A 26,705-nucleotide genomic window follows, 5' to 3' on the forward strand; every position below is an offset into this window, starting at 1 on the left:
TTGTTAATTAAGCTAAAAAGTATTTAACTTATAATGACGCCTTAAATGCTTTTTTTAGATTTGTGCTAAAATTTTCTGTATGCTAAAAGCACGGTATTTTTTATTCACGGTTGTTATTTTTATGGTACTGCCCATTTTTGTAATGGCGCAGCCACGGGGTATCGACATGGAGGGGGAACAGGAAGAACAAACATCTGTAAAAGAAGTTCCGTCAAAAATAAAACTGTGGTATCTTAAAGGTGATGGTGCGTTTAAAGATTCAACAATATTAGATACACTACACGATTACAATCACATCTATCATCCGGTATTTAAAAATGCCATATCGGCAACCTATACGGGTAACTACGGTAATCCCGGTATGACCAACGACTTTTTCCAGCGTCGCAATCAAACCAATTACTTTTTCCTTCAATCGAGGCAGGATTACCTGTTAACACCGGCGAAAATTAAATACATGAACACCACTACGCCGTATACCCGATTCGATTACAGCCAAAGCGAAAACAAATCGAGGAATAACGAAACGCGTTTTGATGTGGTGCACTCGCAAAATGTTACGCCTTTCTGGAACTGGACTTTCCGTACCAATCAGGAGAAATCGGACGGACAATACAGCGCACAGGATGCCAAAAACAACTTTGTGGCACTAAATACCAGTTATAATCGCGACCAGTGGAATGTTCACGGAGGTTTTATCTCCAACTCAATAAAAAACAGCGAAAACGGTGGAATAGTAAGCGATACACTACTTTCTTCGGAACTTGATCCGGAATACTGGTCTACGAACCTGACTGAGGCAAGTAGTAAATTCAACAGTATTAACTATTACACCACCGCCGAATACCGACTGGGGAAATACGATTTCGATCCGGTAGACAGCGTAGATGTGTTCAGGCCAATACTCGGAATAATGTACAGTTTCGAGCACGACCGTTATTCACAGAAGTTTATAGATGAAGAAGACACTTCAAACGTTTTTTTTGAGAATACATACTTCGGCGATGGTTACACAACCGATGAAATTAAATACCGGAGAATTAGTAATGTATTTCAACTGAAACAGTACGAAAACCCGAACAGAAAATACACCTTTGGAAAAAGAGCCTTTCTGGGGCACGAGCTGTACCGCGGAAATACTCCGGGTGTTCAGGTAAATGATTCAACCCACCGACGTTTTGATATTAAATACTCGAACCTGTATATTGGTGGAGGTATTTTCAGGGAAATGGGCAGCTTTTGGCTGTGGAATTTTGATGGGAAAGTGAACCTGGCCGGGCGAAATGCCGGAGAGCTCGAGTTAAATGGAATGATTACCAAACCATTTCAGTTCTGGGGCGATTCAGCAGCAGCAATGATTTTTACCGGTTCGTTCGAGAACCGTGTGCCTGACTATTTCCAGGAAACATTCCGGTCGAATCATTTTCAGTGGGACAACGATTTTGGTGCCGAACAACGTATTACGCTGGGAGCAAAATTCAAAGTACCGCAACGCAAACTCGAATTGGCAGTCAACTATGCGGCCATAAATAATTTCCTGTATAATAACGAGGAAGCTATTCCTGATCAAACGTCAAACGAAATACTGGTAATGTCGGTATATGCCGATAAGGATTTTAACTACCGGCGTTTTCATTTCCGCACGCGATTACTTTGGCAAAAAGTTTCGGAGGAGCGCTACCTGCATTTACCCGAATGGTCGGCTTTTGTAAATACCTATTACCAGTTTACCATTTCGAAAGTAATGTTCACACAAATTGGTGCCGATGTGCGCTACAATACAAGTTATTATGCCGATGCGTATTCACCGTCAACCGGCTTGTTTTATTTGCAGAGCGAAAAAGAATACGGAAACTATCCATACATTGATGTGTATGCTACATTGCGCCTGAAACGTACGAAGGTATTCTTTAAATATATGAACATCGGTACACATTTTATTGATGGTGATTACATGACAACACCAAATTACCCAATGCCGCGGGCTACTTTCCGTTTGGGAGTTTCGTGGGCGTGGTATGATTAGGCTTGATTGATCAAGTCATAAAATTCCGAAAGAATCATAGCGGTAGCACCCCAAATTATTTCTCCATCGTATTTTACGCAGGGCACTTTCATTAATCCGGTAAGTGTTTTTAATTCGATGGTGGAGTATGGTGGTTTAAAGTCATCAATTGGGAAAAGAATGGTTTTCTCCACTTCATCAGGACAAAGTATAAATTCAGGATTGGTATCCATCCAACCCACAAAAGGCGTGATCTGGAAACGGCTCACCTCAACATAAAAAGGCGAAAGCGTTCCCAACAGCCTGATCTTATCTCGTGGAATTCCAATTTCTTCGTAAGTTTCACGCAACGCAGTTTCACTTGCACTTTCGTTGGGCTCTATCCGTCCGCCCGGCAAGGCAATTTGCCCGGCATGGTGTTTCATATACGCGGGGCGCTTAATCAGGCAGACCTTTAATCCGTCAACATCACGAAAAAGCAACACCAGCACACTGCTAGGCTTCACCTTACTCTGGTCTTCGGGAGCAGGATTTAGCACACGCCCGGGCGGCAGCATTTTATAATGCGACGGTGAACCGGGAAGGTCGGCTTTTAAAGCGGCTGCTATTTTATCAGGACTGGTGATCATAAGACGCAAAAATAAAAAATACCTGCAGAATTGAGTAGGACAAACGCAGAAACAATGTTTGTTGTTGTGTGAGCAAAGGGTAACATAAAGTTACTATGACTGGATTTTACTCAACTACCCCTCGTTTGCAAACGAGGGGCAGAATCAGATTAATATTCAAAACCTTTCACCACCTCAGAAAAAATCCGGTACGAATCCAACCGCTTTTGTTGATCGTAAATGTGCGATGAAACAATAATTTCGTCTGCATTGGTGTTTGCGACAAGCTCTTTTAGCTCACGCTCAACTTTTTCATTTCCGCCAATAAGCGAGCAGGCGAGCATCTGGTCGATGCGCTCTTTTATAATGCCCCATTTTTCGTAACCCAGGTGGTGGGTGGGTGGCTGCATCAGCTCACGACGGCCGGTAAGAATTCCCATAAAACTTCGTCGCATGGTGCTGGCCAGGTACTCGGCTTCGTCGTCGGTTTCGGCAGCAACCACCTGGCTGCCAACAATCACATACGGTTTGTCGAGTTGGGCCGATGGTTTAAAATTCCCGCGGTAAATTCTCAGCGACGCAATAAGCATTTGCGGGGCAAAATGGCTGGCAAATGCATAAGGCAATCCCAGTTCGGCGGCCAGGTAAGCACTGTCGGTGCTCGATCCTAAGATATAAATAGGCACGTCGGCACCTTCCGACAAAACGGAGCGCACTTCGGAATTTTTATTTTCAACTGAGAAATATTGTTGAATCTTACGCACTTCGTTGGGGAAATCCTGTGCGGCACGCATGCGGTCGTAACGCAGTTCGGCAGCCGTTACCGGGTCGGTTCCGGGTGCGCGGCCTAAACCCAGATCGATACGATTGGGGTAAAGCGCAGCGAGGGTACCAAACTGCTCGGAAACGATTAGCGGCGAATGGTTGGGCAGCATAATTCCACCGGAACCTACGCGTATGTTTTTTGTTCCTGCGGCAATGTATCCAATTATTATCGATGTGGCGGCGCTGGCCACACTTATGATGTTGTGATGTTCGGCCACCCAGTAGCGGCTGTAGCCCAGCTGTTCAGTGTGTTGTGCCAGTTCGAGGCTGTTGCGTAAAGCATCAGCGGGAGTCGAGCCTTCGGCAACCGGTGCTAAATCGAGCACCGAAAAGGCCAATTGTTTTCTGTCTGTCATACTTGTTTTCTCCTTTGGCCTTTAATAACAAAGAAGGAGTGATATTGATTATGTGCAGAAGTAAAATTAGTCGAAGCGAATCACTTTATCAGGCGAAATTTTGGAGATAAACCAGCTTGGAATTATCAGGATGAGTGAAGTAATAACAATGGTTCCGAGGTTGAGTAGCAGCAAATGCGAAAGCGAAAAATTCATCGGAACATAATCAACGTAATACGATTCGGGATTAAGCTGAATGATATGAAAAAACTTTTGCAGCAACACGATAGCCACGCCAATAATGTTTCCCCACAGCAGCCCACGCCCGGTTAGAAATACCGAGAGGTACACAAACACTTTTCGGATGCTCCAGTTGGGGCTTCCCATCGCTTTTAGCACGCCGATCATTCCGGTACGTTCGAGTATCAGCACCAGCAGCCCCGACACCATGTTAAATGCCGCAACAATAACCATCAAAATCAGGATGATCCAAACGTTCATATCGAGTATCGACAGCCAGTCGAAAATTTGCGGGTAAACGCGCGTAATACTTTGTGTGCGCAGTATCTCCGCGTTTTCTTCGCGGTAGCTGATAATAATATTGCGTATTTGCTGCTCAATATTGTCGATATCGAAAAAGTCGGTGGCAATTACTTCGAAGCCGGTAATCTGGTCGGGGCGCCAGTCGTTAAGGCGTTGAATTTGTTTCAGGTCGCCCACAATAAACAGCTGGTCGAACTCTTCGAAACCGGTGCGGTAAATACCACTAATCTGCATTTGCTGCATGCGCGGAATAACCTCGTCGCCGGTAATAAAATATACTACAATACGGTCGTTCAGTTTCAGGCGCAACAGTTTGGCCACCTGCGCCGACAGCAACACTTCGTTTACACGGGCAGTGTCGTTAATATTCGGTAATTGGCCCTCAATAAGATGTTTGTTAAAAAATTGCCAGTCGTAGTTTTCGTCTACACCTTTAAACACAATTCCCTGAATGTACTCGTCGGTTTTTATCATTCCCGGTTTGGTGGCATAAGGCTGCAGGCGTTTTACACCGGGTAGTGCTTTTACATCGGCTAAGAATGGCTGATCTTCTGAAACAGCGCTGGTTTCGTACGAGTTGTTCGAGTCGTAATTAATAATCTGAATGTGCGAACCAAAGCCGATCACTTTGTTGCGGATCTCTTTTTTAAAACCGGTAACCACCGCCACGGCAACAATCATTACCGTTAAACCCAGTGCAATACCTGCCAGCGCAATACGAATAATACGTTGCGACAATTGCTTTTTGTTAGCCTTGTCGAAAAAAAGCCTGCGCGATATAAAGAGTTCGGTGTTCAAAATTGTCGACGTTTTAAGTTGCCAAAATACAAATAATACCGATAAGCATTGGGTGCAGGCCGCTTAAATACGGCGGCTAGATTGCACTCACGGTTTCCTGAACCGGTTTTTCTTCAGTAACATCACTTCGGCGATTAATAAACGGAAGAATGAGTATAGATAGTATACCAATGAGAATTATCATTGCAGTCATTGACGTGTGCGCCACAAAAGCAAAGATAATTCCATTTTCGTTGGCTACGCCGTACAGCGACAAGGCTTCTTTTGCCATAAAATGCCATGCCCCGATTCCACCCTGCACCGGGGCCACCATTCCAAAACTTGCAAGTACAAATGTGGTTAGTCCGGCAATCGGGTTCAGGTCGCTGGTAAAATCGAATGCAAAGAATACCGCGTAAAGCATTAGGTAATACATGCCCCAGATAAACGCCGAGTGAAAAAAGAACCAGCCTTTTTTCTCTATGTTTCGGATAGAAATGAAACCCTCTTTAAAGTTGCGTATTACTTCTATTATCTTTTTGAAAAAGGCAGTATGTTTAAATGCGTTTCTGAAAACAAAGATCAAAACGGCCAGCACAACAACGCCAATGATAAGGTAAGGCGACGTGATGGCGGCATGTAGTTTCTCCGATATTCCCGGATTGGCTTTCATAAAGTTAAGCATCTCTCCAAACTGCGAAAGAATAACAAGCGCCAGCAAAATCAGCAGCGATATCAGGTCGATCAGTCGCTCCGCAACCACAGTGCCCACCAGTTTGGTAAACGATATTTTTTCGTAACGGGCCAAAACACCGCAGCGCGATACTTCGCCCATACGTGGGAATGCCATGTTCATTAAATAGCCTACCATAACGGCCAGAAAAGTATTGATAAAGCGTGGTTTATGTCCAATAGGTTCGATCATTAAACCCCAGCGAAGAGTGCGGCTGATGTGGCTCAACAAGCCAAGAAACAGCGAGAGTGCCACCCACCAGTAGTTTACATCATTCTTTAAAACGGTTTTAATCCGTTCAATATCCTGATCTTTGTAAATAAGCCAAAAGATGAAAGCTCCCAGTGCAAAGAAGCCGATAAACTGTAGAATCTTAACGATTGTTTTTTTCAAAATCAAGGTCTTTTTAATGCTTTCTTTTCCGCGCTATCTGTTATTTCCCTTAAATTTTACTACTTTCACGACGCGAAAAATACCCTTAGGTATCGAGCATTTCTTTGATGGCAAAAATATAAATTTGTTTTATTAATCGAACGAAAAAGAGATATTAAGTAAAATTGACAATGGACGAGGCTGAGTGTAATGAGTTATGTAAGACCCAAAAAAAATCTAGGTCAGCATTTTTTAACCGACCAAAATATTGCGCGGAAAATTGTTGACAGCCTGGGAGCCGATGTACCGGATATACTGGAAATCGGCCCTGGAATGGGAGTACTCACTCAATATCTTTTACAACGCCCGGAACTTAATGTCCATGTTGTTGAGATCGATACCGAATCGGTAGAATACCTCAAACAAAATTTTCCGACACTTCAACATATTTGGGGAGAAGATTTTCTGAAAGCTGATGTTGCTGATCGTTTTTCAGGTAATTTCAGTGTTATCGGTAATTTCCCTTACAATATTTCATCGCAAATCTTTTTTCGCGTGTTGGAATACCGCAACCGCATTCCCGAAACTGTTGGAATGATACAAAAAGAGGTTGCCGAACGTATTGCTGCGCCTCACGGATCGAAAGTTTATGGTATCCTGAGTGTTCTACTACAGGCTTTTTTCGATATCGAATACCTGTTTACCGTGTCAGAAGGTGTGTTTAACCCACCGCCAAAAGTAAAATCGGCAGTGGTAAGGTTAAAACGCAACCAGTTAAAAGAACTACCGTGCAGTGAAGCACTGTTTGTAAAAGTGGTGAAGGCAGCCTTTAACCTTCGCCGAAAAATGCTACGTAACTCTTTAAAGGAAATTTGTTCAGCTTTACCCGAAGAGTATGCTATGAAACGTCCGGAACAACTTTCGGTCGGTGCGTTTATTGATCTAACTTGTAAAATCGAAGAAATCGAAAAACAGTAAATCATGAGTTTTGAAGCAACCAGAGAATACATTGAGCAGTTAAAAGAGCTGATTGAGGAGGGGAAGAAGAAGGAAGTTGCTGCCTTAATGCAGGATCTCCACCCGGCTGATATTGCCGAGGTTATGGATGATCTGAACACTGACGAAGCGAAATTCATTTATTTATTGCTTGATGGAGAAAAAGCTTCTGATGTTCTGATTGAGATTGATGAAGACGACCGCCGCCGCTTTTTGAAAGTTATTCCGCCTGAAATGATCGCCACACGCTTCATCGAATTCATGGATTCGGATGATGCTGCCGATATTGTTGCCGATCTGGATGAAGACGTACAGAAAGAAGTACTGAATGAAATTGAAGACATTGAGCAGGCGGGGGATATTATCGATCTGCTGGATTACGAAGAAGATTCGGCCGGTGGTATAATGGCAAAAGAGCTGGTTGCTGTAAACGAAAACTGGAATGTGGCCACCTGCCTGAAAGAAATAAGCCGACAGGCAGAAGAGGTAGACGAGATTTTCTATATTTATGTAACCGACAACGACGATAAACTTAAGGGCGTACTTTCGCTGAAAAAGCTGATATTAAATCATACCAACACCAAAGTATCGAAAATTTACGATCCGGATATACAAAAAGTATACACCAATACACGGCAGGAAGAGGTAGCCGAGTTAATGGATAAATACGACCTTGTAGCCATGCCGGTGGTGGATGAAATCGGGCGTTTGCAAGGGCGAATCACTTTCGATGATGTGATTGATTTTGTGCGTGACGAGGCCGAAAAAGATTACCAGATGGTTTCGGGTATTACCGGCGATGTGGAGCCAGGCGATAAAGTCTTTCAGGTTTTGCGAGCACGTTTTCCGTGGTTGCTGATTGGATTATTGGGAGGTATTCTCGGAGCAGTGGTTTTAGGCTCACACGAGGAATCGTTGCAAAAAGTAACGGAACTCGCATTTTTTATTCCGCTTATTGCAGCGATGGCCGGTAATGTTGGAGTACAATCGTCATCAATTGTAGTGCAAAGTATTGCCAGTGGTGTTAAAGATATTGAAACGCCGGCACGAAAAATTGTTAAAGAGGTTTCGGTAGCTGTTTTAACGGCGAGTATTTTTGCATTGCTTATTTTTTGCTACAACTTTTTTGTCTCCGGCAATATGAACCTTACCTATTCGGTGTCTATTTCACTGTTTATTGTTATTCTTTTTGCTTCCTTGTTTGGCACTGTAATTCCCTTGATTCTCCATCGTTTTAAGATCGACCCTGCTTTGGCAACCGGGCCCTTTATTACTACCATGAACGATATTTTGGGAATGATGATTTACCTGACAATCTCGGGTATATTCTTCAATTTGGTTTAAACTGAGTTTATTGCAATTACCGGATCGAGTTTGGCTGCGGCACGTGCCGGCATAAATCCGGCGAGGAAACCGATAACGGATGAAATCATCAGGCCGTTAATTATATTTCCGGTAGTTAAAACAATGGTGAAATCGGTCGACTGGTTTACAATAATTGTTCCTGCATAAATCAACAGCAAGCCGATAACTCCGCCAATTACTGAAAGTACAATTGCCTCGAAAATAAATTGTAACAGTATAAAATAACGTTTGGCTCCCAGCGATTTCTGTATGCCAATTATTTTGGTTCGTTCTTTTACCGAAACAAACATGATGTTCGCAATTCCAAAACCTCCAACCAATATCGAGAATCCGCCAATAATAGCTCCGGCGAGGTTAAACACCACAAAAAACTGATCGAACTGGTTGGCTACAATACTCACTTCATTTAGTGCAAAGTCGTTCTCCTCCATTGGTTTCAGCCGGCGAATGGTGCGCATAATACCTTCCAATTCGGCCATAAATTTGTCGGTATCAATATTATCTTTTGCTTTAATACAAATGGTTTGTCCACGGTCGCGGTCACGCACATCAATCATGTAATACGATTTTACAACACTAATGTGGATATAGCGGTCCATGCTGGTTCCAAAAGCATCCTGGCCCATTGGCGTGTAAACACCAATAATATTAAACTTCTGCCCCTGAATTTTTATGGTTCGGCCAACCGGATCCAGTCCATCGAAAAGCTGGTCGGCAATTTCGTGCCCGATAACTGCAGCCGGTGCCCCGTTTCGCATTTCCGAATCTGTAAAGTAACGCCCTTGTGCAATTTCCAGGTTCCACACATCCATCAGTCCGCCTGAGGTTGCCATGATTACTGCATTGTCGAGTGTGGTGCTTCCATACTGAACTTTACGGCCAAAACCAAATAAAAAAGCGGCATTGTCAATCGTTTGTGCACGCCTTATTACTTCTTCAGTTTCTTCTAAGGTAGGTACGGGGCGATTTTGGTATTTCCAGAACGGATATTCAGTTTCACCTTCAGGAGGAGTCCAGGGCATTTTTTGCACATAAACCATGTTGCTGCCCAGCGAGTTCAGGCTGTCGCGGATAAAACCTTCCAACGAATCGATAACCGTAAAAACGGAAATTATAGCGAAAATGCCGATGGTAACACCCAGCAACGAAAGTATGGTTCGCAGTTTATTGGCTGTAAGCGAATTTGCAGCAAATGAAAAGGACTCGTATATCAATCGAAGCAGTAACATTTTCAGGTTTTAATTTAAAGTAAAAGTAGTACTTGTTTTCTATTGTGCTACTTAAAAACAACAGGTTTTAAAAAAGTGATTTTGGATAATTTTATCCTCGTACCAAAGTCAGCAAATAGGAACTGTTGTATTAGTGTAATTTTGGTGAAAATATTACAATGATTTTAGAAATACTTAAAGCTGTGAATAATATTTTAATTCGCCCTTTGTTTATAATAGTAAATTGTCTGTTTTTTTTATCTTTGCAAGCGAATTTGAAAAATCCAATAAATGGCTGATAATAAAAAAATTAAGACTGCTCTGGTTTCAGTCTTTCACAAAGAAAATTTAGATAAGATTGTTACAAAACTAAACGACTTGGGTGTTAAGATTTTAAGTACAGGTGGTACAAAAAGTTTTATCGAGTCGTTGGGTGTTGAGGTTACTGCAGTTGAAAGTTTAACCGGTTACCCGTCGATTTTGGGCGGACGCGTAAAAACGTTGCATCCAAAAGTGTTTGGCGGAATTTTATCACGTCGCGACAACCAGGGCGATGTAAGCCAGTTAACAGAATACGAAATCCCGGAGATCGACCTAGTAATTGTTGATCTGTATCCGTTTGAAGATACAGTGGCCTCGGGAGCCGAAGAACAGGATATTATTGAAAAAATAGATATAGGTGGAATTTCATTGATTCGTGCCGCTGCCAAAAACTTTAAAGATGTGGTGATCGTTCCTTCGCAAAACGAATATCAGCCACTTCTTGAAAAACTGGAAGCCAACAATGGCGAATTTAGTTTGGAAGACCGTAAATGGTTTGCCGGAAAAGCATTTGGTGTTTCGTCGCATTACGATGCTGCAATTTTTAGCTATTTCAACGAAGGTGTTGATGCCGGAACAGAGCGCATTAGCCTGAACGATGGTGATGTTTTACGTTACGGAGAAAATCCACACCAGGCAGCTACATTCTTTAAATTCAATAACGTTGCCAAAGGTGCAGGCCTTGCCAATGCTCAGGTACTTCAGGGAAAAGCATTATCATACAACAATATGCTGGATGCCGATGCAGCCTGGAAATCAGCCAGCGACGCTTATCACTCGGTTACACATCTTGAAAATAAAGTGGCCGTTTCGGTTATTAAACACCTAAATCCTTGTGGTTTGGCAGTAACCGACAGCATTATGGAATCGTTGGAACTGGCCTGGGCCGGTGACCCAATCAGCGCCTTTGGCGGAATTATTTGTTTTACAGAAACCGTTACCCAGGAAGTAGCTGAATGGTTTGGTAAAAAATTCATCGAAATTATTATCGCTCCTGCATATACCGACGAGGCACTGGAGGTTTTAGCCAAGAAGAAAAATCTTCGTGTTTTGGTAACACCGGTTCGCCCAATGGTGGCAGGAGAAAAATTATACCGTTCGATTAGCGGTGGTATGCTGGTTCAGGATGAAGATGAAGGTTTGGATACAGAATTCAAAACAGTAACCAAAAAAGAATTTGAAGCCTCGAAAATGAACCTGGCCAAATTCGGTTCAATCGCTTGTAAACATTTAAAAAGTAACGCCATTGCAGTAGTTACCGAGAATGAAAACGGAGCATTCTGGTTAACCGGAGCAGGAATGGGGCAGCCAAACCGCTTAGACAGTTTACGCTACCTTACCATGCCGCGTTTCGACCTGAAAGGTGGATTGGATATCGAAAAATCGGTACTGATTTCGGATGCTTTCTTCCCGTTCCGCGACAGCATTGAGGCAGCCAACGAATACGGAGTAAAATACATCATCGAGCCGGGTGGAAGCATCCGCGACGAAGAGGTGATCGACGCTTGTAACGAATTTGGCATTGCCATGGCATTTACAGGCCGCAGACATTTCAGACATTAATAAATAAAATTATCTTTATAGCACTAGATACAAAGCAAATTAATTTATGGGCTTATTTTCATTTTTAACGCAGGAGATAGCAATTGACCTTGGAACGGCCAATACTATTATCATCCATAATGATAAAATTGTAGTGGACGAACCTTCGATTGTAGCCATCGATATGAAAACCGAAAAGATGGTTGCCATTGGAGAGAAAGCCAGGCAAATGCAGGGGAAGACGCACGCAAATTTAAAGACGATCAGACCGTTACGCGACGGTGTAATTGCCGACTTTAATGCTGCGGAGCAGATGATCAGGGGGATGATTAAAATGATTAACCCGAAGTCGAGGATGTTTTCTCCGGCTTTAAAAATGGTAATTTGTATCCCTTCAGGAAGTACCGAAGTTGAAATTCGTGCGGTACGCGACTCGTCGGAACATGCCGGCGGACGCGAGGTGTACATGGTTTACGAACCACTGGCCGCCGCAATTGGTATCGGGTTAGATGTGGAAGCACCTGAAGGAAACATGGTAGTGGATATAGGTGGTGGTACTACCGAGATTGCAGTTATCTCTCTCGGTGGTATTGTTACCAACAAATCAATCCGTATTGCCGGCGACGATCTTACCGCCGACATTATGGAATATATGCGTCATCAACACAATATTAAAATTGGTGAACGTACAGCAGAGGAAATAAAAATTCATGTTGGTTCGGCTTTATCACAGCTAAAAGAACCACCACCGGATTATGTAGTTCAGGGGCCAAACCAAATGACTGCATTACCAATTGAGGTGCCGGTTTCGTACCAGGAAATTGCACATTGCCTGGAAAAATCGATCTCGAAAATTGAAACTGCGGTGTTGAGTGCTTTGGAGCAAACACCTCCGGAGTTGTATGCCGATATTGTGGTTAAAGGAATTTGGCTGGCAGGCGGTGGCGCCTTGTTAAAAGGCCTTGACAAACGACTGACCGACAAAATTGGTATTCCGTTCCACATTGCAGAAGATCCGTTACGTGCGGTGGTAAGAGGTACCGGTATTGCCCTGAAAAATGTTGAAAACTTCTCATTCCTTATCCGATAACAGAAAGTTAAAAATATAAATGCGCAGTCTCCTTCGATTCCTGGTAAGAAATTTTGCGTTTCTACTGTTTCTTTTTTTAGAAGCGGTTTCGTTGGTGCTGGTATTTAACTACAATAGTTTTCAGCGGTCGCGTTTTCTGAATTCAGCCAATTATATTTCGGCCAGTTTTTACAATGCCACAAGTTCGGTATTTCAGTATTTCGAACTGGCACGCGTAAATAAAGAGCTGGCAAACGAAAATGCTTATCTTCGGTCGGTGCTCGATGAAGGTACATTGGAGGAAATATCAGTATCAGATTCGATAATAACTACGTTTGAACTGTCCGATTCAAATTTTGTGTTCAGGGCAGCGCGTATTATTAATAATTCGGCCAATAAGCAGCAGAATTATATTACGCTAAATAAAGGTCTCGAAGACGGAATAAAAGCCGATCAGGGGATTCTGTCGCCTCAAGGAGTGGTTGGGGTGGTTACCAGTGTTTCAAATTCCTATGCTTCGGGTTTGTCGTTGCTTAATCCGCGATGGAGCATTTCAGCAAAACTCAAAAACTCGGGCTATTACGGTTCGTTGCGCTGGGACGGACAGAATTACCGTCAGGCCGATTTGCTCGAAATTCCAATTCACGTAAATCTGGCAAAAGGAGATACGGTGGTAACAAGTGGTTATTCATCTATTTTCCCTGAAGGATTACTGATTGGTACGATTTTATCGTTTGATAAACCACAGGGCGAAAATTACTACAATATAAATGTGAAGCTGGCTGTCGATTTTAAATCGATACGTTATGTGCATGTAATCGAAAATGTGAAAAAAGAGGAGTTAAAAACTCTGGAGAATGAAGTATTAGATGGGGCGGGAAATAATTAAATATGCAATAATGTTTATTGTGCTTGTGCTTACGCAAGTACTGTTTTTAAACCAGGTGCAGGTTAGTGGGTTTGTAAATCCATATATCTACATCTTGTTTATTATGCTGCTTCCGGTAAATACACCACGGTATGTGCTTCTTTTGGGCGGATTTTTCATCGGCCTCAGTATCGATATCTTCTCCAATACTCTGGGTGTTCATGCTTTTGCCTCGGTGTTTATTGCTTTTTTGCGTCCGCCTATCATCAGGTCTATTACCAGCCGCGAAGAGGACATGGCAGATTACCCGGGATTGGCTCAAAACGGTTTGGGCTGGTTTCTGTATTACACGGCAGTAATGGTGTTCCTGCATCATTTGGCACTATTCTTTGTCGAAGTATTTACTTTCGCTGATATTTTAGGAACCCTATATCGTATCGTTTTAAGTTCCTTGTTTTCAATTTTTGTTATAGTTTTAAGCCAGTTTATTGTATTTCGCGATTAACAGAAGTCGAAAGAAGGGTACTTAATTTGAATTTTTAGATAGAATGGCAGCTTTTTGTTGCTGGTAGTCAGAACTTATTACAGGCAGGTAATACATGAACAATTTGTCGAAACGAAGTTATATTGTTGCAGCCATTTTTGTGGTGGTTGGATTGATTTATATTATCGATCTGTTCCGCCTTCAGGTAATGGATTCTGATTATAAACAATCTGCCACTAACCAGGTTTTACGCGAAGTTGTTCAGTATCCGGCACGCGGACTGGTGTACGACCGTAATGGCGAGTTGCTGGTGTACAATACAACGGCCTACGATCTGATGATTACACCACGCGAAGTAGGCGAATTCGATACCCTTTTACTTTGTAATTTACTTGATATTACCCGCCCAGATCTTGAAGAGGGAATTGCCAAAGCCAAAAATTATTCAAGCTATAAACCATCGGTTTTAATCAAACAGATATCGCCTGAAAGTTTTGCCTTGTTACAGGAACAGTTGTATAAGTTTAAAGGGTTTCACTCGCAAACCAGAACATTACGTGAATATTCATACCCGGTTGCAGCCCACGTTTTAGGTTACGTAGGCGAAGTTAATGCTTCCGACATAAAACGGGATACCTACTATAAATCGGGCGACTATATTGGGCAAAGTGGGGTCGAAAGAACCTACGAAAAGCAGCTTCGCGGCGTAAAAGGTGTAAAAAAAATAATGGTTGACGTGCACAACCGCAACCAGGGCTCATACCTGAACGGAGCAGAAGATAAACCGGCCGAAATAGGTAAAAACCTTGTATCGACAATTGATATTGATTTGCAGCTTTATGCCGAAGAACTTTTTCAGAATAAAAAAGGAGCTGTAGTGGCGATTGAACCAAAAACAGGCGAAATTCTTGCCATGTTGAGTGCCCCGACTTACGATCCGGGTTTGCTGGTGGGACGGGTTCGGGGAAAAAACTTTAGCCAGCTGCAAAACGATACCTTAATGCCTTTGTTTGATCGCTCGTTGCAAGCGCGTTATCCGCCGGGGTCAACATTTAAGCCTTTCAACATTTTAATTGGCTTGCAGGAAGGTGCAATCAACAATGCCACAAGGATTGTTTGTAACGGCAGGTCTTCCAGTCCAATCAAGTGTACTCATAATCATATTTCGCCGGCCAGTGTTATCGATGCGGTGCGCGAATCGTGTAACCCGTTTTTGTGGAATACATTCCGAAGTACGATCAATAAATATCCAACCACAGCTGTCGGTTTTCATGTGTGGAGTGAGTATGTAAAACGTTTTGGACTGGGGCAAAGAGTAAGTACCGAGTTTTATAACGAAAATCCGGGACTGCGACCAACAGTAGAATATTACAATAGGGTACATAAGGGAGATTGGTGGCAGGCACTCACCGTACGATCGCTGGCAATCGGGCAGGGAGAGTTGGGAACAACTCCACTGCAAATGGCCAATCTGGCAGCTATTCTGGCCAACAGAGGCTACTATTATCAACCGCATATTATTAAGGAGGTTGAAAATGATACGGTACAAAGTAGTTTTTCGGTTAAACACGAAACCGGAATTGACGCCCAATATTTCGAGCCAGTTTACGAGGGTATGCGACAGGTTACCATTGCACGTTTAAACCGTTCTGTTCCCGGAATTAGTTATTGTGGAAAGACGGGAACCATTGAAAACAACCAGGGAATCGATCATGGCGCGTACATGGCTTTTGCACCTGCTGACGATCCGAAAATTGCACTTTGTGTATATGTTGAGCATAGTAAATGGGGAGCAAGTTATGCGGCGCCTATTGCAAGCTTACTGATTGAAAAGTACCTGAACGATAGTATTGCCGATAACCGGCTTATATACGAAAAACAAATGATGGAGGCTGTTTTAACAGATCCGCACAACCCGGAATTAGCAGATTAATGCCAAGAAGAAATAACATATTAGCAAATATTGATTGGTTAACCGTTGGCCTGTATTTATTAATGGTGTTCCTGGGCTGGTTTAATATTTATGCAGCTTTGTACAGCGATGAGCATCAAAGCATTTTCGATATTACACAACAATATGGAAAACAGCTGATGTGGATCGGATTCGCAGCCGTATTGGCCTTGATTGTTATGTTGCTGGAGGATAACTTTTATGTGTTTTTCTCCTACATTATTTATGGTGTATTCATTGTATTACTACTGCTGGTTCCCTTTATCGGGAAAGAAATAAACGGAGCACGATCATGGTACGAAATCGGGCCATTCTTATTTCAACCGTCCGAGTTTACAAAATCAGCAACAGCGCTGGCATTGGCACGCTACATGAGCACGCATGGTTTTAAATTGCAAACTCCCAAATCGTTACTAACTGTTGCGGCAATTATATTAGGGCCGGTGTTTTTAATTTTGTTGCAGAACGATACCGGCTCGGCATTGGTTTACTTTTCGTTTGTTTTGGTGTTGTATCGCGAAGGTTTATCGGGCGTGGTACTTTTCTTCGGAACCCTGATAGCACTTCTTTTTGTTTTGGCCCTGGTACTAGCCAATCTTACCCTGGCATTAATAATGGTTGGTGTGGCTTTAATAATGTACCTGATTTTTAACCCTAAGCTCAAGCAGTTTTTTTATGTGGCTATTATCTATGCCTTGTCAATAGGCTTTTTTGTTCTTTTAAACTTTGTGGTTAAGACTTCATTCGAGCTGGCACAATTTATACTCACCGGAGCTGTTGTGGGCTCAATAATTGTGTTGTACCAAAGTGTTCGGAACAAACTCCCGAATTATACAAAGATTGCAATCGTATTTATTGGTTCCATATTATTCACCATTTCGGTTGATTACGGTTTCGAGAACTTGTTAGAACCGCACCACCAGGTACGTATAAACGAACTGCTGGGAATTGAATCGAATCCGCAGGGTGCCGGCTACCACGTAAATCAGAGTAAAATTGCTATCGGTTCAGGAGGTATGTGGGGTAAAGGTTATCTGCAAGGAACACAAACCAAATTTGATTTTGTACCGGAACAAAGTACCGATTTTATATTTTGTACTGTTGGCGAAGAGTGGGGGTTTGTAGGAACGCTGAGCATAATCTTACTATTCTTGGTTTTCTTTATGCGCCTTATCTGGCTTGCTGAGCGGCAACGGTCAACATTCTCGCGTATTTATGGCTATTCGGTGGCAGTAATCCTCTTTTTCCATTTTATGGTAAACATTGGAATGACCATTGGCATGATGCCCGTTATTGGTATACCACTTCCATTCTTTAGTTACGGGGGATCTTCGTTGTGGTCGTTTACAATCTTATTGTTTATATTTATTCGGCTGGATGCCAGTCGTTTAGAAAAACTTTCTGGTTAGCGTTGTTGCTACTTTTACAGATTCTTTAAAACATTTTTTTACTACCCCCATTTTTATACCTTTGTGGGGCTTTAAAAAAATCGGAAGAATTTCTTTACAGAAATTTATCAATAAAGGGAAAAACAGACAGTAAAAATTAACATAGTTCTTTAATATCCTATGGGAGGAAGAACCGCAGATTTATTCGGGTAGCGAGTACTTAGACTTGTGCGTTCACTTTTGCAGATCGACTTGCATGCGATCCCATTAAAAAATTTTAATGAGATGATTTATAAACCTTATTCTCTTCACAACTTTAGGCAAATTCCGCAGATGGAGTTTCTTTCGGAAGAACAGAAACTGGAAATTGAGGTGGTTGGAACGGTTTTGCCATTTAAAACTGATAATTATGTAGTTGATGAGTTGATCGACTGGAATAATTTTGAACGCGATCCGTTTTTTATTCTCAATTTTCCGCAACGAGAAATGCTTGATAAAGCCACTTTTAATAAAATGGCTTCGTTAATTACGGGTAATGCTCCCCGAAAAACCATTCAGGAAGAAGTTAATAAAATCAGGTTACGGCTTAACCCAAACCCGGCCGGACAGGAAAGTAACGTACCCGTTTTTAACGGAAAAAAACTAAGCGGGATACAACATAAATACCGCGAAACCATGTTGTTTTTTCCTACCCAGGGGCAAACCTGCCACGCTTATTGTACATTTTGTTTTCGTTGGCCGCAGTTTGCGCTAAACGACTTTAAATTTGCCATGAAAGAGGCAGATACGTTGGTAGAATACATAAAAGCCAACCCGCACATTAGCGACGTATTGTTTACCGGTGGCGATCCGGCGGTAATGAAAACCAAATTTTTCGAGGCTTACTTTAATGCTTTGCTCGATGCCGATATCCCGCACCTGCGTAATATTCGTATCGGAACAAAATCGTTGGCTTACTGGCCGTACCGCTATACAACCGACGATGATGCGGATGATTTAATCCGGCTATTCGAGAAAGTGAAAAAGCGCGGAATCAACATTGCTCTGATGGCTCACTTTAATCATCCGGGAGAATTAAAAACAGAGGCTGTTCAAAAGGCCGTAAAACGACTGATAAGTGCCGGAGTACAGATTCGTTCACAATCGCCTTTATTACATCATATAAACGATAATAGCAACGTATGGGCCGAAAACTGGAGAGAACAGGTTAAACTGGGAATCATTCCTTATTACATGTTTATCGCGCGCAATACAGGTGCTCAGGATTATTTTGCGGTTACGCTCGACAGGGCCTGGAAAATTTTCAAAAGTGCGTATAATCAGGTTAGTGGAGTTTGCCGCACGGTTAAAGGGCCCAGCATGTCGTGCAACCCGGGGAAAGTGCAAATTGTTGGTGTTAGCGAAGTTGCAGGAGAAAAAGTATTTGTTTTGAACTTTTTGCAGGGGCGCGATCCAAGTTGGGTAGGTCGTCCGTTTTTTGCCAAATACGATCCGGATGCCATTTGGCTAAATGATTTAAAACCGGCTTTGGGCGAGTCGAATTTCTTTTACGAACAAGCCTTCCTTGAATTACTTGCATAAAAACTATTACCATTCATAGCCCGGTCATCAGATCGGGCTTTTTAATTTCAATACCTTGCTTTTCTGAAACAAAATCAAGAAGATCAGTAAAAAAGGCCGCGAAATTTATTTCCAGTTCAATGTAATTTTCCAGTAGTATGCGTTCAACCTCCTCCGATTTTGAAGGCAGGCTGGAATGCTTTCCCATAATTTTTAACGACTGTATAATCCCGTCAACCGAAGCATACGAAACCAAACGTTTGTGTTGAATAAGGAAGGGCAGGAATCCCTGCACTCTTAAGGGAAGTGTACTAAAGTGGCTGAGTAAAATGGCATGAACCTTTTTGGCAAAAACCGGCAGGCGAAGTGTGGAATACTGGCTCCAGTTTTTTGCCAGAAAATGATCGTAGATAAAGTCAACTACAATTCCCGAGTACAATCCAAATTCGGGGCGAAACAGCAAGCGGGCTTCCCGTTGCAACGGGTGCGCGTCGGTAAACGAATCGATTTGCCGATGAAGCAAAATTCCTTTGGCAATTTCTTCTTCATACTGCAGGTATTTATTGCCTTTTATGTAATCGCCAATAAAATTTCCAACCAGCATTTTTTCCGATTCGCCCGATAGATGGAGATGTGCTAAATAGTTCATTGTAAAGAAACAAACGCTTTAATGTAAAAATTGTTTTTTTGCTTCATTTTTTTTGCATGTAAAAACTGTTCATTATCAATTGATTAATCTGTTTTTGCTTTTAAATTGAAAAAGAGACACATACTGACTTTTGATAGCGTTTTATTAATTTTTACATTTGCATCCGAAAGTAAGGTTATGGCTAAAAAAATAGTTGCATTTGGAGAGGTTGTCTGGGACATTTTACCTAATGGTAAAGTGCTGGGCGGAACGCCATCTAATTTCGTATTTCGGTGTAACTCACTGGGCGAAAAAGGCTACTTACTTTCGCGTGTAGGCGATGATGAACTGGGGATGGAGGCCATTGATACGCTTATAGAACTCGGTATTTCAGATAAAAATGTTCAGCTCGATCCGGTATTTAAAACCGGAACAGTTGAAGTGAGTTTTAACGAAAACGATGAAGCGGTTTATAAAGTGGCAAACGATGTGGCTTTTGATCATATCGAGTTTTCGGCCGAAGCCCTGAAATTGGTTCGCAAAGCCGACTGCTTGGTGTTTGGATTGTTGCCGCAACGTTTTGGCCTCTCGAAAAATACATTACGCGAGCTTATTAAAGAATCGCCCGATTCGCTGCACTTTTTCGATCTCAAGCTGTTCGAACACTTTTTCAGTAGAAAGGTTGTAAAACGGTTACTGAAAGCTGCCAATGTAGTGCGCATAAAAGAAAAGGAAATCGAATTTTTGGCCGATAAACTGGAAATTGAATATACCGAAGTTGAAGATTTTGCCCGGAAATTGTCTGAAATATTCAAAATCGACATTGTAATTATCACCCGTGGCAGCACAGGTGTTTTAGCACTACACGCCACTGAGGGATTATTTTTTGAACCGGGTTATAATTTAAAAGCAATTGATAATGTTGGATCAGGGATGGCTTTTGCCGCCGGATTCTTGCATTACTATCTGAACGGAAAACCCGTTGACGAAGCTCTGAAATTCGGGAATGCTGTTGGAGCATTAAATACTACAAAAATGGGAGCCACCAGCGCGTTCACAAAAGAAGACGTGCTTGAGTTCATGAAAAATACCAGTCAGCACTAGCCTGTGCTATAGTTTTTTTATCAATTATCCTATATTCTTAAACATCTGTTTTTTAGTAACAAAAGCCCTGTTTTTTTTGTTTAATATAAAAAAGCTACAGGATGAAAGTTACAGCAAAAGAAATTACCAAAGCATTACTCACTCGACTGTGGGTTATGTATCTCGATCGTGTTTCGTATGCCCGGGAATATCAGCGCTTGGTTAACGAGAAGGGAGGTAGCGTGGTAAACGATCACATTGCCTTTCGAACATTTAACACGCACACCGGAGAACAGCCGGAAGGAATAAGAGCAATAAAACACATCATTTCCTGCCTGGAGTATGTTCCGGTTGAAAAATATAATTTCAAGAAGAAAAAACTTAATGCCGTTCATTTTGAACATCCCGATCCGATGTTCCCTAAACTATTTGTGAGCCAGTTGGAGGTGGAAGAATTACCCGAATGGGCCCAGCAAATTATAAAGAACACAGTAAAAGAAACGCCTTATTTATTATCTGATGAGAGTATCGGGTTATTGGCAACTTTAAAAGCGAAAGGGGAATTACCCCGGGTGGCAGGAGAAATGTTGGTGAAAGATTTAGCTCAATATTTCAGAAGACCATGGGAAATTCCGCGTAAAGACGATGTTTTAAAAGTAAATGATGTGTCGCAGTACGCGGCCTGGGTGCTGCTGCATGGTAACGCGGTGAATCATTTTACCGCTTTTGTAAACTATCAGAACGTTAGTGAGTGGCCCGATCTGGAAACAACCTGTAAGGGATTGGCAGATGCCGGGATACCCATGAAAGAAGCACTTGAAGGTGAAAAGGGAAGTAAATTGCAGCAATCGGCAACGTTGGCTGTAAAAGAAGAAATAGAGGTTAAGGGCGAAGATGGAATAGAAAAAATGCCCTGGACCTATGCCTACTACGAATTAGCAGAAAGAGGTTTAGTGATTGAAAATGGAGAGGAGAAGTTATTCTCAGGATTCCTTGGAGACCAGGCGAGGCACCTGTTCGACATGACCAGGACAAGGGATAACTAGAGTAATGGAAAAGAAAATGGAAAGGGAAGCTAATCGCTTCCCTTTTTTATATCAATAAACTTCCGGTACATATGTCATTTCATCCAGCGGCGGGCGTATATAACCTTTTCTTTCCTGTCGTTCAGGAAGTACAATTTCCGGTTGATCCAGCTCCTTGTATGGTATTGACGATAACAGGTGATGGATGCAATTCAGCCTGGCTCGTTTTTTATCGTCGGCATCAACCATTAACCACGGGCTTATTTTTGTGTCGGTGTAAGCAAACATTTCATCTTTGGCTTTCGAATATTCTTCAAATTTCTCCATCGATTTAATGTCCATCGGGCTCAGTTTCCATCGTTTTGTTGGCTCGTTTAATCGCGCCCTGAAACGTTTTTCCTGTTCATCCTGGCTCACCGAAAACCAGTATTTTATCAGAATAATACCCGAGCGGATTAGCATGCGTTCGAAATTTGGGCACGAGCGAAGAAACTCCCAGTATTCTTCGTTGGTACAAAAGCCCATTACTTTCTCAACGCCGGCCCGGTTGTACCAGCTACGATCGAACAAAACCATTTCGCCGGCGGCCGGAAGATGTGGAGCATAACGCTGAAAATACCATTGTGTTTTTTCGCGTTCGGTTGGAGTTCCCAGCGCAACAACGCGGCAAATACGCGGGTTTAATGTTTGAATGATGCGTTTTATCGTACCACCTTTTCCGGCAGCGTCGCGCCCTTCAAAAATCACTACCACTTTAAGTCCTTTAAACTTTATCCATTCCTGCAGACGTACCAATTCAACCTGCAATCTGTTGAGTTCGTTTTCGTAAAATTTTTTGGAGAGCTTTTTCCCTTTCTTCGTATGTTTTTCGTCCTTATTTTCCATAGCAGCCCGGCTTTAATCGTTCATTTAAAGGTAAACAAAATGAAGTTAAAATCAAGTCAGTTGAATTAAACGAGCAGATAGGCGCCAAATCCGGTGGAGTATGTAATGGCCGTAAGCGTGAAAAAGCCGGAAACGATTTTTTGATTCTCAAGTACAAGAGGGTGGTCGTGGCTCATTTGCCGGCAGAAATCAGCAAATGGTGTTTTTGGATTGAAAAACATGCGGAAGCGTCCTTTTTTTGTTGGAGCAATAAATTTTTCGAGGTACAGCGAAAGCAATCCCATGTTGTGACGCACATTAATTTCCAAACAAGGATTTATTTTAAGTGCCCCCGTTTTGTCTCTGAATATAAGGGTGTCGACACCAAAATAGCCCTCGTAGTTCTCGGCTAATTTGCTTTTCCCGATCTCGTCTTTCAGTGCAGGGACGATAAGCGTTGACATTTCCCGGGCAAAGTCTTTTACCTCCTCATCCAGTTCATCAGGTAAGCCGTTTAGGCTGTTTCCCAGGTATTGCCCTTTTTTATCGGCTGAAAAATTACTGGTTCCCAAATACTGTATTTCGCCGGCTTTTAATTCAAACTGAAAAGCAAGATCGAGCTCTTTATTTTGGAATGCTTCAACAATTGCGTACCCCTGTTCTTTTACAATGCCAAGCAGTTTTTCCCAAACTTTTTCATGTATGGGTTGCCTGGTAATGGGTTGTAATCCGCGTCCCGAACTGCTCCATGGGGCCTTCACCATAAGTTTATCCCACTTTGCCAAAAGCGTTTCTATCTGGTCCTGCGTTTCACAAATCTCGGTAACTTCGTTTTCCCCGATAAAACTGGCCGACGGATGCTTGTCTGTCAGTTGCCGTAAAATCTGCAAGGCAAATTTCTTTGAGTAAAGTTCTCGGTATTCCGCTTTCCACATAAACACCGGGGATGATTTAAATTCAGAAGAACAAAGCGGCTTAAAACTTTCCAAACGTTTGTGCACGGCCGGGCTCCAGCCCCACGGTTGGAGTTTCCCAACTTGTTCCGGCGGGTTATTTTTCAGCTCTTTTTCCGTAGCAAAAACAGGCGGTGTAACTCCGATTTTTTGCAGGTGCTCAAAAAAATCGGTTGTAGGAATTTGAGGAACAATTACCACATCGGTTTCAGCAGCAAAATAGAGGGGGAGGGTAGCCAGGTCGGCTTCCATTTTTTGCAGAATTTTATTCGGATGCCACGAGGCATTGCCATTCGCCACCGCGTACTCGCAAGTGGGATTAAATAAATAAATGCTAGGATGTACCGATTTCTGCATGGCGCGAATTTATACAAAAAAAACGGACTGATAATTCAGCCCGTTTTTACTATTTGTTACTAAGTGTATTCTAAATTTCCTCCAGTACCGGGCTTAGAATTACTTTGTCGCCTTCCTGAAGTCCGCTTTCTATCAGCACAAATTCTTCATTCTCAAAACCGGTGGTTACCGGAGTTTTTTCCGTCTCTCCATGTTTTGACAGGTATACAAAATCCTCACCATTTTCGCTAATAACAGCTTTTAAAGGAACAAACAATGCTTCCTCTTTTTGGGCAAGAATTATTTCATTGTTGCTCGACATGGCAGGCTTTAACCCGTCGTTCGATTCATCGAGATGAATAAGTACCTTAAAAACTTTCATATCGAAATCTTTATGGTCTTCACCAACACGTGCAATCGAATTTATTTTACCACTGATTATCACTCCTTCAAGGGCGTCAAACGAAACTCTCACTTTATCGCCCACTTTTATCTTCGATATATCAATTTCTTTTACATAGGTTTCCGAAATTACTTCCGACATATCGGGCAAGGTGGCAATTGGAGGTCCGTTCGACCAGGTTGAAATATCACCATCTTTACTGTATTTCGATCCGTCCCAACTTTCGCCAAAAATTACAATACCATCTTCAGGAGCAAAAATACGCGCCGCTTGCATAGCCTGTTGAAATTTTTCTATTTTCTCCTGGCTGCGTTTTACCCTTTCTTCTGTTCGGGCCACGCCCATTTTTAACTTATTTTGTTCAAGCTGGTAATCGCGCTTCTTTTTGGCAATTGTATTTTCCGCTTTTTTATAAGTCATTTGGGCTTTGCGCTGGTAGGCAGCCGATTCGTAGATCGATTGCTCCAAATCGATTTTATTGTATTCCAAATCGAGTTTGGCATTTTTTATATCTTCCCTAAGAGCGGTTAATCGTACCGTGCTATCAATTCTGGCATTTTTCAGATCGGCTTCTGCCGTTTCAAGATTTTGCCTTTCCTGGCGCATTCCCGACATGATCTGGCTGGCATCAAGCTGCATAATAAAATCGCCTTTTTTGACGTATTTTCCATCTTGTGCCAAATCAAGAATTTTTAGTTCCCAAATCCTTAGTTCTCTGTCGCCAAGTATTTTGGGCATTGGGATTGGGGTAGACACCAAACCGTTTATTTCTCCTTTGCAGGTTAACGTCGCTTCAAAGGGGCCTTTTTCAACCACATAGATTTTCTCCGACTTGCTTGTGGTAAGCGATCCGGCAAAAGCTGCAATAGCAATAACACAAATTACTGCTGCAGTTATTATAATATGTTTTCTTTTTACGGCCATAAACTAGTTTTCTAAAAGTTTGTCGTAATCGGCTTCAAGTGGTTTCTTTTTTTCAAAATCAAAAAGTGTTAAACTGCGCAGTCGGTAATAGGCCGACCAGTAATCGCGTAACCGCGTTAGGTAGGCCATACGCGCAGTTTCCTGGTCGTTGCTGGCAATATTTAGTCGTGTTACATCAATCTTTCCGATAAGAAAACGCTGAAAGGTAACGTTGTATCCCATTTGTGCAACCGTATCGGCTTTTGCTGCTGTGTTTACTTGTCCGGCCTGAAGATTAAATTCCAGCACGCTTTGGTAAATATCCTGCTCAAAATCAATACGTTCCTGCCTTATTGTTGCAAGAGCCACTTCGCGGTTAGACTTGGCCATTGAATAACGTCCTTTTCCGCGTCCCCAGTCAACAATGGGGATGTTTAGGCCCAGGCTAAACACCTGGCTTTTGTCTGGTTCGGTATAAACATCATCAAAATTTTCGGCACTTTTGTTTAATCCATACATGGCGTAAAGCGTGGTGTTAAGCCCTCGTTCTGATTTGGCAATGGCAACATTCTCGTCTTGCTGCAGCTTTTGCTGTTGATGGTTCAGAATCTCAGGGTTGTTTTTAATCGCCTCGTCGATGGCCTGGTCCGGATCAATTTTCAGCTCCGGAATTTCGCTGGGAACAATACATTTTATCATGGTTTCTTTTGGAAGTCCGAGGAAAGAGTTCAACCTTGCCTGTGCTCTTTTTTCGCCAAGCTGGGCAACACTCAGTGCCTGCTCGCTGTTCAGCAAACGGAGTTCCAGTTCAAGCAATTCATCCTGAGTTACGGTTCCTACCTGGAAACGCCCTTTTCCGATTTTATATAGTGTATCGGCGTTGGCGTAATTCATCTCGGCAATATTTTTCTGAATCTGGGCATTTATCAACCCAAAAAAGCGGTTGGTGGAAGTTACACGCAAATCTTCCATATCCTGGATAAATTCTTTTTTGGCTTTCTCAAACTTCAAGGGTTCAATTTTGGCTTGCCATTTCAGGCGGTTATACCCGTTTAATTCCTGCGAAAAACCAATACTGATAGGCGTTGCATTAAACGATGTATTTTTGTCGCCACCAAGGTTTTTAATCATTCCCAGCTCCGAGCGTAAAAATACCTGTCCGCCGGTTAGTGAAACGTTTTGAACAGCTGATACTGAAACTTCGGAGTTAAAATATTCGCGCAGGCGGAATTCGTCCTCGTTGGTTTCGAAGTTGTATTCCCGATTACTAAAACGGTTAAAATCGGCCGGATTGGATCTTAACGAAATACTGGGTAAGCGCTCGGCTTTATAAAACCGGTGTTCCCAGTAGCTGGCCAAATACATGTTTTTATTTCGGAAAGCATCAATTGATTGTCCTGATGCAATATCAATTACTTCGGGAAGTGTTAACACTAATTCGTCCTGGGCTTCGGCAAATACCGTAAGGCCCAAAATAAATATAAATGATAGAAATATGTTTTTCATTCGTTTAAGATTGTTTGTTTTCAGTGGTAACTCATGTAACTCGCTGTTATCTAT

The 26,705-nt window shown here is 42.3% G+C and carries 22 protein-coding genes; 12 read left to right on the top strand and 10 right to left on the bottom strand.

Going from position 1 to position 26,705, the window contains the following annotated elements:
• Positions 1–79: 79 nt before the first annotated feature.
• A complete protein-coding gene (locus LH29_RS16780) occupies positions 80–2,026 on the top strand; it encodes a putative porin (RefSeq protein WP_045032043.1) in 1,947 nt (648 codons plus the stop codon).
• Here the strand turns inward: LH29_RS16780 and LH29_RS16785 are convergent.
• From LH29_RS16785 to LH29_RS16800, 4 genes are all read right to left on the bottom strand, one after another.
• On the bottom strand, positions 2,023–2,634 hold the full coding sequence (locus LH29_RS16785; protein WP_045032044.1) for an NUDIX hydrolase: 612 nt from the start codon (positions 2,632–2,634) through the stop codon (positions 2,023–2,025). The genes LH29_RS16780 and LH29_RS16785 overlap by 4 nt on opposite strands.
• Before the next feature lie 149 nt (positions 2,635–2,783).
• On the bottom strand, positions 2,784–3,794 hold the full coding sequence (locus LH29_RS16790) for an LLM class flavin-dependent oxidoreductase (protein ID WP_045032046.1): 1,011 nt from the start codon (positions 3,792–3,794) through the stop codon (positions 2,784–2,786).
• 66 nt (positions 3,795–3,860) lie between these two features.
• Positions 3,861–5,114, bottom strand: coding sequence for an ABC transporter permease (locus tag LH29_RS16795; RefSeq protein WP_045032048.1), 1,254 nt, complete (start codon positions 5,112–5,114; stop codon positions 3,861–3,863).
• A gap of 76 nt (positions 5,115–5,190) precedes the next feature.
• A complete protein-coding gene (locus LH29_RS16800; RefSeq protein ID WP_045032747.1) occupies positions 5,191–6,219 on the bottom strand; it encodes a lysylphosphatidylglycerol synthase transmembrane domain-containing protein in 1,029 nt (342 codons plus the stop codon).
• A 189-nt stretch (positions 6,220–6,408) separates the two neighbouring features.
• Here LH29_RS16800 and rsmA point away from each other — a divergent pair, with 189 nt between their 5' ends.
• Positions 6,409–7,176: a 16S rRNA (adenine(1518)-N(6)/adenine(1519)-N(6))-dimethyltransferase RsmA gene (rsmA, locus tag LH29_RS16805; RefSeq protein WP_045032050.1), complete on the top strand. Its 768-nt coding sequence runs from the start codon at positions 6,409–6,411 to the stop codon at positions 7,174–7,176.
• A 3-nt stretch (positions 7,177–7,179) separates the two neighbouring features.
• Positions 7,180–8,538 (top strand): magnesium transporter, encoded by a 1,359-nt coding sequence (gene mgtE / locus LH29_RS16810; protein ID WP_045032052.1) that lies wholly within the window; start codon positions 7,180–7,182, stop codon positions 8,536–8,538.
• Here the strand turns inward: mgtE and LH29_RS16815 are convergent.
• Positions 8,535–9,788 (bottom strand): ABC transporter permease, encoded by a 1,254-nt coding sequence (locus tag LH29_RS16815; protein WP_045032053.1) that lies wholly within the window; start codon positions 9,786–9,788, stop codon positions 8,535–8,537. The two genes, mgtE and LH29_RS16815, sit on opposite strands and share 4 nt — an antisense overlap.
• A gap of 270 nt (positions 9,789–10,058) precedes the next feature.
• On the opposite strand from LH29_RS16815, the gene purH reads away from it, so the two are divergent.
• The 7 genes from purH to LH29_RS16850 all read left to right on the top strand — a co-directional run bounded on the left by purH (position 10,059) and on the right by LH29_RS16850 (position 18,971).
• A complete protein-coding gene (gene purH / locus LH29_RS16820) occupies positions 10,059–11,651 on the top strand; it encodes a bifunctional phosphoribosylaminoimidazolecarboxamide formyltransferase/IMP cyclohydrolase (protein ID WP_045032054.1) in 1,593 nt (530 codons plus the stop codon).
• Positions 11,652–11,697: 46 nt separating this feature from the next.
• Positions 11,698–12,720, top strand: a complete 1,023-nt coding sequence (locus LH29_RS16825; protein WP_045032056.1) for a rod shape-determining protein — start codon at positions 11,698–11,700, stop codon at positions 12,718–12,720.
• Between the two features lie 19 nt (positions 12,721–12,739).
• Entirely contained in the window at positions 12,740–13,588 is an 849-nt protein-coding gene (mreC, locus tag LH29_RS16830; protein ID WP_045032058.1) for a rod shape-determining protein MreC, read from the top strand.
• Positions 13,589–13,598: 10 nt separating this feature from the next.
• Complete coding sequence (gene mreD, locus LH29_RS16835) at positions 13,599–14,072, top strand: rod shape-determining protein MreD (protein ID WP_232302858.1); 474 nt, start codon at positions 13,599–13,601, stop codon at positions 14,070–14,072.
• 94 nt (positions 14,073–14,166) lie between these two features.
• Positions 14,167–15,984 carry a penicillin-binding protein 2 gene (mrdA, locus tag LH29_RS16840; RefSeq protein ID WP_045032062.1) on the top strand — a complete coding sequence of 606 codons (1,818 nt, stop codon included), beginning with the start codon at positions 14,167–14,169 and terminating at the stop codon, positions 15,982–15,984.
• Entirely contained in the window at positions 15,984–17,411 is a 1,428-nt protein-coding gene (gene rodA, locus LH29_RS16845) for a rod shape-determining protein RodA (RefSeq protein WP_045032063.1), read from the top strand. The genes mrdA and rodA overlap by 1 nt, the downstream gene beginning before the upstream one ends.
• 264 nt (positions 17,412–17,675) lie before the next feature.
• Positions 17,676–18,971, top strand: a complete 1,296-nt coding sequence (locus LH29_RS16850; protein WP_045032065.1) for a KamA family radical SAM protein — start codon at positions 17,676–17,678, stop codon at positions 18,969–18,971.
• A gap of 13 nt (positions 18,972–18,984) precedes the next feature.
• Here LH29_RS16850 and LH29_RS16855 read toward each other — a convergent pair whose 3' ends face one another.
• Complete coding sequence (locus LH29_RS16855; RefSeq protein WP_045032068.1) at positions 18,985–19,599, bottom strand: acyl carrier protein phosphodiesterase; 615 nt, start codon at positions 19,597–19,599, stop codon at positions 18,985–18,987.
• A gap of 177 nt (positions 19,600–19,776) precedes the next feature.
• Between LH29_RS16855 and LH29_RS16860 the strand changes: the two genes are divergently transcribed.
• Both LH29_RS16860 and LH29_RS16865 read left to right on the top strand, forming a co-directional pair.
• A complete protein-coding gene (locus LH29_RS16860) occupies positions 19,777–20,682 on the top strand; it encodes a PfkB family carbohydrate kinase (RefSeq protein WP_045032070.1) in 906 nt (301 codons plus the stop codon).
• Positions 20,683–20,783: 101 nt separating this feature from the next.
• Positions 20,784–21,707, top strand: a complete 924-nt coding sequence (locus LH29_RS16865) for a DUF1338 domain-containing protein (RefSeq protein WP_045032072.1) — start codon at positions 20,784–20,786, stop codon at positions 21,705–21,707.
• Positions 21,708–21,758: 51 nt separating this feature from the next.
• On the opposite strand, the gene ppk2 is transcribed toward LH29_RS16865, so the two are convergent.
• The 4 genes from ppk2 to LH29_RS16885 all read right to left on the bottom strand — a co-directional run bounded on the left by ppk2 (position 21,759) and on the right by LH29_RS16885 (position 26,651).
• Entirely contained in the window at positions 21,759–22,571 is an 813-nt protein-coding gene (gene ppk2, locus LH29_RS16870) for a polyphosphate kinase 2 (RefSeq protein WP_045032074.1), read from the bottom strand.
• A gap of 65 nt (positions 22,572–22,636) precedes the next feature.
• Positions 22,637–23,860, bottom strand: a complete 1,224-nt coding sequence (locus LH29_RS16875; RefSeq protein ID WP_045032076.1) for a hypothetical protein — start codon at positions 23,858–23,860, stop codon at positions 22,637–22,639.
• A gap of 70 nt (positions 23,861–23,930) precedes the next feature.
• Positions 23,931–25,166 (bottom strand): efflux RND transporter periplasmic adaptor subunit, encoded by a 1,236-nt coding sequence (locus LH29_RS16880; protein ID WP_045032078.1) that lies wholly within the window; start codon positions 25,164–25,166, stop codon positions 23,931–23,933.
• Between the two features lie 3 nt (positions 25,167–25,169).
• Positions 25,170–26,651: a TolC family protein gene (locus LH29_RS16885; RefSeq protein ID WP_045032749.1), complete on the bottom strand. Its 1,482-nt coding sequence runs from the start codon at positions 26,649–26,651 to the stop codon at positions 25,170–25,172.
• Positions 26,652–26,705 lie beyond the last annotated feature (54 nt).

This window comes from Draconibacterium sediminis (assembly GCF_000949475.1).
Taxonomy (GTDB): domain Bacteria; phylum Bacteroidota; class Bacteroidia; order Bacteroidales; family Prolixibacteraceae; genus Draconibacterium; species Draconibacterium sediminis.